Genomic DNA, 10,499 nt, shown 5'->3' on the forward strand with positions numbered 1-10,499 from the left:
TATTCCTGTGATTTGCAATCAGGCGGGGGAAATCGGCCAGGGCAAATCCTGGACAAAACGGCGATATTGGCGGCTCTTGAGCAGCCCCTGGCCGTGGCGCCGTTGAATAAGCGGCACTGAGTGCTGTTGATGGAAGGCGGCGCCTGGACCATCAGCCAGCATATTGAAGTAACGGGCCAACAAAGGCAGATAAGCTATGTCATCACCGGCCAGCGCCAGCACTGTATCCGACAAGGCCGGCTTGTCGGCGCCGCTGCGCAGACTTGCCGCATCGGGATAGGCCAGCAGCTTCTCAACGGCTTCGGCCAACAGCTCGGCGCCGCCCGGCACAGCTATCAGCGCGGCCACAAACTGCGCCTCGGTCCATTCACGGCCATGTCTGTCGCTAAAACGCCACTCCAGGCGCTCACCCTTGACGCTGTTTGGTAAGTCGGCCAGACGGCTGACCATCTCTTTGGCGCTGGCCAGCAAACACTCCCCCAGCTCCAGATAATCGGCCTCAATAAGATTGAGTCCCGCCTCACCATGGGCCAGGCTCTGCTGCTCACTCATCACCAATTCAGGTTTAGGCCAGAAATAACAGGGTAAACTCTGGCACTCGGCGTCCCCAGGCAACATGGGCCTGACAATGCTGGTATCCAGTGCATATATCTCGAACCCCACCAGCAGCAAACGATTGGCTGATGCAGAGGTCAATTGATAGTCATAGTGGTCAAAGGCTACCAGGGCAAAGGGATTGGCTTCGTCGCCGGGGAGCGGGCATTCGTTGGCACGATAGCGCGGCGACAACGCCTTGAGGCGGAAGTGTTCCTCTGGCGCCAGATAGCCTTTAATCAGCTCGCCACTGCGCCAACTCAGCCAAAAAGCGGCTTCATCCCGGCAAAGGCGGATACCGCTCAGCCCGTCAAACAGGCTTTCGAGCGCGTCAGTCAGCTCCTCTTCATCACAGGCATCTTCGCCGCTCCTGAGCGACTCAAGCAAAGTGGAAAACTCATCCGGTTCCAACAAGCCATCATGGCTGTCAAACCAAAGCACCGGCTGTTGCCAAAGCACATCAAGAGATTCGAGTGCTACCAGTTGCAACTGCAGAGCGATGCGAGGACTGTCACCGCTCTCATCCAACAGACACTCAGAAACCGGCAATAACGCCAACTGCCGGTCAGGGCAAAGATGTATGCTCGGGTAACGGCGAGCTTTAAGCAGCGGTTTGCCCTCAATCCGGTGAAATTGGCTCTGGCCGTCGACCACATTGGTGCACCAGAAGCCATGCTCCCGCTGCGCCAGAGAGCCGCATTTACGCTCATAGAATAAAAAACAACCGTCACGGCGCCGCACCATGGTGCTGCCAAGGCGGCGATTATCCAGATATTCAGGCAAGCAGATATCCTTAATCGGCCGCCAGTCGGCCAGCGACCAGCCCAGAAGACAGGGATATTCATCATCCCCTCTTGGCTGCTCGGCCACATACCAGAACTCGCCTCTGTCTTTATCCAGCCAACCATGACCATAGATGCCAACATTTGGCAGATTGACCATCAGCCGAGGCCCGGTTTCGATATCACCGGCATAGATCTGCCCGGAGCAGGTGGCGACCACAAATTCGCTGTCGCTGTAGAAGGCGCTCAGCACCACTTCATCCTCGGCCTGGGGCAACTCATACTGCCAAAGCAATTGCTGACGGCCATCAGCCAGCGGCGTCAACAGCTGCAACTGCGGGGCACCAGTCTGCTTCGGGGAATGTAAAATCCATTTGGCAGCTGTCATCTGAGACTCCTGTTGTTAACAGTAAAGAGATAGCCGCGTCCGCAAATCGAAGTGGCATGATGAAATAGCCCCAAAGCACCCATCAAACATAAAAACAACTTGGCATGGCTAAGGGCGCTTGCCAGGTGCGGATGCAGAGCAAATAAAGGGGAAGGAAGCGTTTGGCCTAGATTAACCAGCGGCCTAATGGGAAACTGAACGACAATAGCAGTTTTCAAAACAATCCTTTTCGATGGCCTTAAGGCCTGGGCCCATCCAGGGCTCACAGATGTAAGCTAGGCAGCACTATTGGTTTATGCCCCCTAGAGTAAAGAGAGTGAATTTTGACGCTCAAACCGCTCCATGACAAGCTTGAAAGCCATTAAAGTGATGCCAATCAATAGCAAGTAAATAAAAATGAAACAGCAGATGAACATGAAAAAGGCTTTTATGCTCATCACTGCCTCTTATCGATCAGTTAAAGTATTCAGGCAAACCTGTCGTCGGAAAGGGTTTGCAGTGGATCTCTGCCCTGCTCGTACCAACCATCACGGGTGTTTTGCACGCAATCAAATGCCTGAATATAGGGTTTGATATCTATGATGGGGGTACCGTTGAGCATATCGATCCCCTTAACATGGATACGGTTGCCCTCTAAACGGTCAATCTCCAAAATCGATAGGCCTATGGGGTTGGGACGCTTGGGTGAGCGGGTCGCAAATACACCGCGCAATTGATTATCGAGAAAAGGTTTAACCTTGAGTGCTCCCTGCTTGCATTGATGCAGATGAAATAGCACATAAACATGGGAAAAACCATCGAGGTCGGCCAACCCTTCGGCATAGTCGGGATGGATCACCAAAACCCCTTGGTTATCGGCGACCTTGCTGCCCTGAATCGGCATATTGGCCAGTTCTGTGTACTGGGTTTCGGCATGGCCTATGGCGGTAAAGCTGACAACTTGCATAACAACTCCGTTGCAAATACAGAATTGCAGTCTACCTCAAGGCTCAAAGGGGATCCTCAAGACAACTCACATTCCCGCCTCAGGGAACGCTGAGCAAGGTTTCTTCATCAAAGTACTTTTGCCGCAGACGCCGCCCCTCTTCCGAACTCAAAACACGGTTCAGCACAGCCTGAAAGTCACTCACCAATTGTGCAGGGATACCGGTACTGAATGCGAAACACAAAGGCTTATGACTGACCTCAAGCAAAGGCGCCATCATGCCCGGTTCATAGCCTTGCCGCTTAAGGGTACTCACCAAGGTTAATCGGTTGCTGGACAGTAAATCGGCGCGGCCACTACTGAGCACCCTAACCGCCTGCTCCAGACTGCTGGTACGTACCAATAAGGCAGGATTAAAGCCATGACTCAACAGCAGCTGCTCACCCACATCTTCTCTGACTGCCACCACCACTAGCCGCTTGGCGTCATCCAGGCGGGTTAATCTCGGCGCCGTCTGTTTGAATGCATACAGATTTAACTCCAGGGTGCCCAGACTGCAGGCCCATTGAAACAGGGGAGCCCTGGCATCTGTGCGAGCCGTTGAAAACAACACCACGTTATCGCGGTTTGCCAACAGGTAGTAGCCTCTGGCCCATGGCAATATCTCTATGGGTTGCGGCTCAACCGCCATCTCCCGCCAAACAAGATGCAAAATGTCGATTGTGAATCCGGAAACCTGACCCTGTTCCGAACTGAAATTGTACGGAGGGTATTCTTCGGTGAGATACCTGAGCTGGCTCAGATCCGCAGCCGCCTGCACACTGCAACAATAGAGCAATAGCGGAAAAAGTAAGCGCATAATTATCCCCCAAGACAACGGTATCTATAGGAAGGACCTCTGCAGGTCTTCAGTCCTATGCCTTGAACGCCAATTGTTGTCCAAGCCACTCTCGACAAAAGAGAAGATCACTAGGATTTACTCGCGCCCTGCTTAAGTGTTGCCAAAGGCGGCTAAATATACAAACCCAAGTTTCAATGCTTATTAACTCATTGTATTTATGCTTTTTTTAACAAAACCATTCGAAAGTAAAGTCCTCGCATCCAGCAAGCCACGTCAGCAGCCCGTAAAGGGCTTGAATTATTTTTCACTACGCCTTGAGCATGGAACCCAGTTAAAGACTCTCAAAATGTCGATTTACCCCCTTAAAATCGCGATTTAAGCACTTCTCAAAGCTATGATTTTAAAGGTTTTATTTTTAGTGATATTCCAGAGTGCCGATGTTAGCCTGCAAAGGTTGTTGGGAAGGCGCGAACCAACCCCATGTTTGCCTGCCTAGGCAAAGCTCGCCGAAAGAGTTAGCACCCTCCCTGATTAAAGGAAGCCGTATGGATATTATTGATAAAGTTTTTCAGCAAGAGGATTTCTCACGCCAGGATTTGAGTGACAGCCGTTTTCGCCGCTGCCGCTTTTATCAGTGTGACTTCAGCCACTGTCAGCTGCAGGATGCCAGTTTCGAGGATTGCAGTTTCATTGAAAGCGGCGCCGTTGAAGGGTGTCACTTCAGCTATGCCGATCTGCGCGATGCCAGTTTCAAGGCCTGCCGTCTGTCTTTGGCCAACTTCAGCGGTGCCAACTGCTTTGGCATAGAGTTCAGGGAGTGCGATCTCAAGGGCGCCAACTTTTCCCGGGCCCGCTTCTACAATCAAGTCAGCCATAAGATGTACTTCTGCTCGGCTTATATCTCAGGTTGCAACCTGGCCTATACCAACTTGAGTGGCCAATGCCTGGAAAAATGCGAGCTGTTTGAAAACAACTGGAGCAATGCCAATCTCAGCGGCGCTTCCTTGATGGGCTCAGATCTCAGCCGCGGCACCTTCTCCCGCGACTGTTGGCAACAGGTCAATCTGCGGGGCTGTGACCTGACCTTTGCCGATCTGGATGGGCTCGACCCCAGACGGGTCAACCTCGAAGGAGTCAAGATCTGTGCCTGGCAACAGGAGCAACTGCTGGAACCCTTGGGAGTAATAGTGCTGCCGGATTAGCTCGAATGCAAACACAAGAGGCAAATATCACTTGAGTTCCGCGCTGCAACAAGGCAGATTCTGCTATAGCAGAGTATTACCGCCGGAATGCCGTTTCTCTGCTGCCGCAGCCGACGTTATACCTTCCCTTCAAAGGAGGCATTATGAAGACTCAACTGCACGCCGAGCTGGCTCAGGTCAAGCGCTCTTTGGCAATCACCCAACTACTGGGAGCACCAGGCATCTTACTCATAGGCTTGGCACTCTATGGCCTGGTCATCGCCGAAGGAGATGCCTTCATCCAGGCGCTCAATAATCCTATAAATTGCTATCTATTAATCGCCATAGGCTCGGCCATCACGCTCTGGGAAGCACTTAAGATTATCAAGCTCTCCAAACAACAAACTCAGCTCCTCAAACAACTCGATGAATGCAATGAGTTACCGGAAAAGAAAAACATTTAAGGCTGAAAATCATCTTAAAAAGTTAGACAAGTAAGGAGAAATAATGGAACTGGAGATTCAAGTTACTTTTCGCACAGGAGACAGCATAAGAACCCGATGCTACAAGAGTGAACAAGGTGCCTTACGGGGCATTTGGAAATGGCTCAACAAACATCAGGAGCAGGGAGATATTCAAGCCAGCTTCTTTTCCCCCGAACAAGGCCACCGCATCTTTACACAACCAGAGCAGCTCAGTGAATTTGAGCCCAAAACCATAGATAACTTTTATCAATCCAGGGCCTGGCTAGCGCTCAGATATCAGGTGCTGCAAACTCACGAGCACAGATGTGTAAAGTGTAACCGTACTAAAGCCGAACACAATATAGTCCTGCATGTTGACCATGTACTACCTCGCAGCAAACACAGAGACAAAGCATTAGATATCAATAATATGCAAATACTCTGTGAAGAGTGCAACCTGGGCAAATTAGACAAATGACTTACCGTTCAGTAAATCACCCGTCAAAAACACAACCTGTTTACCGGTAAGAAACAAAGCTGTTACTATCAAAAGTTGGGCAAAACACGTAATTTTATAAAAAAATAAGTCAACAACATAGATGGGCGTCAGTTTTCAGCCAGGCATTATCTCAAGCTTAGAGCTTGAAAGAATACTTTTAAGTACTCAGCAGCAGACTCATGAGTAACAACATACGGAAACTTGCATATGAAAAATATAATAATTGCGGCCTTTTTAACCGGACTAGTAGCTTGCAGCACCACGCCAACAGCCATGGTTTTCGACGGCAGCAGTGCAGAATCCACCCAACAAGGTGTTATTAGTATCATGAGAACGTTAAATTCTCATGACAAACAGGAATTCGTGATGGCTTTGATGAAAATCCAACATGCTGAATTCGACAGCCCTCTGGCCGCCATGAAACACTCAGATCAAGCGGGTCAAATTGACTTTGCCCTGGTGGGTAAAAAAATTGATGGACTCACCTTAGAGCAAGTGCTCAAACTTGCACAAAAACCAAGCAACAGATAGAAGGCTGCTTAACAAAAGCCTCTATAACTTTAGATAAAAATGGCGCACATCTGCAGTTATCCCGGCACAAAGAGCCATATTTTGGCTCTTTGTTGCAGTTGGAAGATAGTCTACCGGGTGTTCCGATTGAGTAAGCGCGTCCATAGCACTCCGGCCAAGATATTAATCAGCTCTCATGCCACCGAACCAGCCTCAGTTTAGTAAGATATTAATAGTTATAGGTTAATTTTTAAACAGCAAGTATTGAATACTGTCGAATGCAGTGTTGTCGCTGCTGCTATTACCGGCTGAAATAGCAAAAACAAGGCATAAGTCACAGTTCCCCTATCATGAATGACAGGCTCTGCTATAATTTGTGCCCGAAATTTCTCAGCCAATTCCAGACGAGCGGTAAGTCATGTCCACTACAGGTGTTGAACTCTTTAATCCCGGCCAACAGACACAAGCCCCTGCTGCGGCCCCCAAGCAAATGGTGCAATTGGCCGATAACAAGCTGGAGCTGATGGCGCCGGCCAAGAATGCCGACTTCGGTATTGAGGCCATTCGCCATGGGGCGGATGCCGTCTATATTGGCGGCCCGGCATTTGGTGCCCGTCATACCGCCGGAAACAGCATAGAGGACATAACCCGCCTGTGTCAGTTTGCCCATAGATATCATGCCCAGGTATTTGTCACCATCAATACCATATTACTGGACGATGAACTGGAAGAAGCCAGACGCCTGATCTGGGCGGTGTACGAGGCCGGTGCCGATGCCATTATCGTGCAGGACTTGGGGCTGCTTGAGCTGGACTTGCCACCGATTGCACTGCACGCCAGTACCCAGATGGATAACAGGGTTCCGGCCAAAGTCGCCTTTCTCGAGCATGTTGGCTTTTCTCAGGTGGTGTTGGCACGGGAGCTGAGTCTGAGCCAAATTCGCGCCGTGGCCGCCGAGACCAAGATGCGACTGGAGTTCTTTATCCATGGCGCCCTGTGCGTGGCCTACAGCGGCCAATGCTATATCAGTGAAGCCTACACAGACCGCAGTGCCAACCGCGGCGAATGCTCGCAGCAATGCCGGATGCCGGGTAATCTCAAGACCCGCCAGGGCGATATCATTGCCAGCAACGACCATATGCTGTCGCTGAAGGACAACAACCAGACAGATAACCTCGAAGCGCTGATCGACGCCGGGATCCGCTCCTTCAAGATAGAGGGCCGACTCAAGGACCTCAGCTACGTCAAGAATGTTACCGCTCACTACCGCCAGCAACTGGATGCCATCATGGCGCGTCGGCCCGAGTTTGAACCCTCGTCCCACGGCCGCTGCCGCTACAGCTTCACCCCAGATCCGGACAAGAGCTTTAACCGCGGCAAGACGGACTACTTTGTCAATGAGCGCAAGGCGGACATCGGCGACTTCCGCACCCCGAAATACTTGGGAGTAGAGGTCGGCAAAGTCAGCAAGATAGGCAAAGACTTCATCCAAGTCGACTCGGATACCGAGTTCCACAACGGGGATGGCCTGGGCTTCTTCGCCGCCAACTATCAAAAGGCCAGGTTGTCGGATGACAAGCTGACAGGTTTTCGGGTCAACCGCGCCGAGGGTAACACCCTGTATCTGAAAAACATGCCGAAAGATCTCTATGTCGGTGCCACCTTGTATCGCAACAAAGATCAGGCCTTTGAAGCCCTGCTGGCCAAAGAATCTGCCGAGCGAACCCTGTTGCTGGACTTCAGCCTCAGCAATACCCAGACAGGTCTGGCGCTGACCGCCGCCGACCGTCATGGCCATCAGGCGACAGTGACCGCTGACTTCGAAAAACAGCAGGCCAAGGATATTGGCCGCAACCGTGAATCACTCGGCAAGCATCTCGCCAAGCTGGGCAATACCGATTTTCGTCTCGGACAAGTGGATTTTGGCGATGCCGAAGCCGTTTTTGTACCGGCATCCATCATCAATGGCCTGCGCCGTGATGCCATTGCTGCCCTGGACGAAGCGCGCATTCAGGAGTATCAAAGACCCACACCCTGGATACGGGACGACAGCGCCCGCTTCCCGCAGCGCAGCCTGACCTATCTAGGCAATGTGGCCAACCAAAAGGCCAAGGACTTCTATACCCGTCACGGGGTGGTGTCCATCCGTGATGCCTATGAAGTGCGGCCGGTGAAAGGCGATGCGCCTTTGATGATCACCAAACACTGCATACGTTACAGCTACAACATGTGCCCCAAAGAAGTGCCGGGGATCAAGGCAGAGCCGCTGGAAATGGAGCTGGGTGGCAAGCAGTTCAAGCTGGTGTTCGACTGCCATAAGTGTGAAATGCTGTTGGTAGGCTAAGGAGAAAAACATGGGATTTTTGAACGCCTTGATGGGCAACGCCAGTGAAGTGGATCTGGATAAACTCAACGAAGAACTGACGCCGATTATGGCCGACAGCGAACAGTTGCAGCTGGCCTATAAACTGGTTCGCGACATCTTTGCCTTCACCAACAAGCGCCTGATCTTGATAGATAAACAAGGCATGACCGGCAAGAAAGTGAGTTATCACTCCATCCCCTACAAGGCGATAGTACACTTTGAAGTGGAAACCGCCGGGCGCTTCGACATGGATGCCGAACTCAAGCTGTGGATCTCAGGCCAGGCAGAGCCCCTGGTCAAAGAGCTCAAGCGCGGCACTGATGTGGTAGGTATTCAAAAGACCATAGCCAAATTCACGCTCTGAGGTTAAAAAGTCTAAGATCCGCTATTTGACAGGGAAAGCACTTCTTCAATGCCGGTCTGCGCCACAAACTCCTCATCGTGACTGACCAGAATAAAAGCGCCCGGGTATGCTGCCAGTGCCGCTGCCAGACGCGCTTTTGATTCAATATCCAGATGATTGTCAGGCTCATCCGCCTCACGTGGAGAGTTTTCTTGCCTGGCTTGATAGTGTCAGCGCCGAGCTGTGGCGTGTCCTGAAACCAGCCGGCACCCTCTATCTATTTTGCGGCCCCAAGTTGGCAGCCGACACCGAGTTACTGCTAAGAAGCCGTTTCAATGTGAGGCACGCAATACCGAAAAGTGGTACATTCATCGGATAGCTTGCAAGTCAGGAAGGTTTTTTATCAAGGAGAGATAAATGCGAGTTGTGCACTACCGTGATGCTTATCAAAACGATATTCCTAGAATCATCCAACCAGAAAGGGCTCTTGGCTACATTCGAAGATCCCTATCCAGTCAACCAGGGTTCAACCAAACGGTCTTTGGTTTAGACAGCCTACTGAGTGATTGCGGCATTTCCTATGCCCCTAGCCAACATCAAATTGACAGTGCTTTAAGTCGCGTCGCTTGGCGTTTTGAAAGCGGTGACTTTTTCCTGTTAGGTGACAGAGACGATGACTTCGGCAGCATACAGTTCTTTGGTGATATCAGCCCTTTTGTATCGCCCACTTTCAGAGAACGCGTCAAGCGTTTGCCTCCCCGGCCTCAGTTCGGGCATGGCAACTATTCCAAAGCCTCAGAGCCAATTGTCGAGCCCAACATCACCCCAGCACCGGAAGCCCCGGCCGAGCTGAAAGAAACCGGGATAACCAAAGCCATTAACGCCATGATGGGCGGTGCTAAACAGGTCATCAATGATTACATTGACGAGCAACGCGCATCACAAGCCGAGTGGCTGGCCGATAAAGGGATCATTCAAGCTAAAGATGAAGCGACAGGCCAAATCCTGACTCCGGAAGAATTGGGGGAACGCTATCGGGGTAATCCAACTCTGCCACTTGCGGATAATGAGTTGGCCGGAGCGGAAGCGGTACAATCGTTTGTCGGTTATGAAGCCGCACTATTGGTGCTTGAGGCTGCCACCAATCGCAAGAAGCTTGTCACTGACTTAGCTGAGTTCAAAGAAGAAGCCGGTAAAATCCTATCCCAAATCAATACCAAATCCCCCAATGCCCTGAGTGAAGCCCTGGGCCAATATGGCGCAGAGCAGGTATACAAGGACTTGGGACTAAAGCAAAATGAGGGCTTTATCCACCGTTATCACGGCTGCGACAATATGATGGATTGTAAAAAACGCGGCTTGGTTGAGATTGAGCACAAGGGTTACAACAGCGATAGTACCAGCCTCAGTCGCAATCAGTTTGGAGAGCGACAAGGCTCCGATGACAAAAATCTCCGCTGGTCGAAAAGGATGAAGAAAAAAGCCCCCAAAGTCGGTCAAGCCTCCAACCGTAAGGGCGGCCCCTATGAGCAAAAAGAGCAGGCGCTGTGGCTAATGCCGTTCACTTAGTGTGAACGGCATTTTTCTTAGGCTTAATGGGATACTTG

General features: G+C 51.2%; 10 protein-coding genes. 7 read left to right on the forward strand and 3 right to left on the reverse strand.

Annotation, left to right across the window (positions count from 1 at the left end):
- Positions 1-18: 18 nt before the first annotated feature.
- From CX651_RS15230 to CX651_RS15240, 3 genes are all read right to left on the reverse strand, one after another.
- Positions 19-1,764 (reverse strand): hypothetical protein, encoded by a 1,746-nt coding sequence (locus CX651_RS15230; protein WP_101056734.1) that lies wholly within the window; start codon positions 1,762-1,764, stop codon positions 19-21.
- Between the two features lie 466 nt (positions 1,765-2,230).
- Positions 2,231-2,710 (reverse strand): tRNA (N6-threonylcarbamoyladenosine(37)-N6)-methyltransferase TrmO, encoded by a 480-nt coding sequence (tsaA, locus tag CX651_RS15235; RefSeq protein WP_101056735.1) that lies wholly within the window; start codon positions 2,708-2,710, stop codon positions 2,231-2,233.
- 79 nt (positions 2,711-2,789) lie between these two features.
- Positions 2,790-3,548 carry a substrate-binding periplasmic protein gene (locus tag CX651_RS15240; RefSeq protein WP_101056736.1) on the reverse strand — a complete coding sequence of 253 codons (759 nt, stop codon included), beginning with the start codon at positions 3,546-3,548 and terminating at the stop codon, positions 2,790-2,792.
- A gap of 527 nt (positions 3,549-4,075) precedes the next feature.
- On the opposite strand from CX651_RS15240, the gene CX651_RS15245 reads away from it, so the two are divergent.
- From CX651_RS15245 to CX651_RS15280, 7 genes are all read left to right on the forward strand, one after another.
- The gene (locus CX651_RS15245) at positions 4,076-4,732 is read left to right on the forward strand and encodes a quinolone resistance pentapeptide repeat protein QnrA1 (protein WP_012579084.1); all 657 of its coding nucleotides are present in this window, start codon (positions 4,076-4,078) and stop codon (positions 4,730-4,732) included.
- Between the two features lie 143 nt (positions 4,733-4,875).
- The gene (locus CX651_RS15250) at positions 4,876-5,175 is read left to right on the forward strand and encodes a hypothetical protein (protein ID WP_019705996.1); all 300 of its coding nucleotides are present in this window, start codon (positions 4,876-4,878) and stop codon (positions 5,173-5,175) included.
- 43 nt (positions 5,176-5,218) lie between these two features.
- Positions 5,219-5,653, forward strand: a complete 435-nt coding sequence (locus CX651_RS15255) for an HNH endonuclease (protein WP_101056737.1) — start codon at positions 5,219-5,221, stop codon at positions 5,651-5,653.
- A 228-nt stretch (positions 5,654-5,881) separates the two neighbouring features.
- Positions 5,882-6,205: a DUF6694 family lipoprotein gene (locus CX651_RS15260; RefSeq protein ID WP_101056738.1), complete on the forward strand. Its 324-nt coding sequence runs from the start codon at positions 5,882-5,884 to the stop codon at positions 6,203-6,205.
- Positions 6,206-6,674: 469 nt separating this feature from the next.
- On the forward strand, positions 6,675-8,528 hold the full coding sequence (locus CX651_RS15265) for a peptidase U32 family protein (RefSeq protein WP_167398151.1): 1,854 nt from the start codon (positions 6,675-6,677) through the stop codon (positions 8,526-8,528).
- A 10-nt stretch (positions 8,529-8,538) separates the two neighbouring features.
- Complete coding sequence (locus tag CX651_RS15270; protein ID WP_045284002.1) at positions 8,539-8,913, forward strand: PH domain-containing protein; 375 nt, start codon at positions 8,539-8,541, stop codon at positions 8,911-8,913.
- Between the two features lie 396 nt (positions 8,914-9,309).
- Positions 9,310-10,461, forward strand: coding sequence for a hypothetical protein (locus CX651_RS15280; protein WP_101056740.1), 1,152 nt, complete (start codon positions 9,310-9,312; stop codon positions 10,459-10,461).
- Positions 10,462-10,499: the final 38 nt, after the last annotated feature.

Source organism: Shewanella chilikensis (assembly GCF_002836945.1).
Lineage (GTDB): Bacteria > Pseudomonadota > Gammaproteobacteria > Enterobacterales > Shewanellaceae > Shewanella > Shewanella chilikensis.

What these genes read in the sequence shown, in the direction of transcription:
- CX651_RS15230 (WP_101056734.1), bottom strand. Translation starts at nt 1,764, where the DNA reads ATGACAGCTGCCAAATGGATTTTACATTCCCCGAAGCAGACTGGTGCC.
- tsaA (WP_101056735.1), bottom strand. Translation starts at nt 2,710, where the DNA reads ATGCAAGTTGTCAGCTTTACCGCCATAGGCCATGCCGAAACCCAGTAC.
- CX651_RS15240 (WP_101056736.1), bottom strand. Translation starts at nt 3,548, where the DNA reads ATGCGCTTACTTTTTCCGCTATTGCTCTATTGTTGCAGTGTGCAGGCG.
- CX651_RS15245 (WP_012579084.1), top strand. Translation starts at nt 4,076, where the DNA reads ATGGATATTATTGATAAAGTTTTTCAGCAAGAGGATTTCTCACGCCAG.
- CX651_RS15250 (WP_019705996.1), top strand. Translation starts at nt 4,876, where the DNA reads ATGAAGACTCAACTGCACGCCGAGCTGGCTCAGGTCAAGCGCTCTTTG.
- CX651_RS15255 (WP_101056737.1), top strand. Translation starts at nt 5,219, where the DNA reads ATGGAACTGGAGATTCAAGTTACTTTTCGCACAGGAGACAGCATAAGA.
- CX651_RS15260 (WP_101056738.1), top strand. Translation starts at nt 5,882, where the DNA reads ATGAAAAATATAATAATTGCGGCCTTTTTAACCGGACTAGTAGCTTGC.
- CX651_RS15265 (WP_167398151.1), top strand. Translation starts at nt 6,675, where the DNA reads ATGGTGCAATTGGCCGATAACAAGCTGGAGCTGATGGCGCCGGCCAAG.
- CX651_RS15270 (WP_045284002.1), top strand. Translation starts at nt 8,539, where the DNA reads ATGGGATTTTTGAACGCCTTGATGGGCAACGCCAGTGAAGTGGATCTG.
- CX651_RS15280 (WP_101056740.1), top strand. Translation starts at nt 9,310, where the DNA reads ATGCGAGTTGTGCACTACCGTGATGCTTATCAAAACGATATTCCTAGA.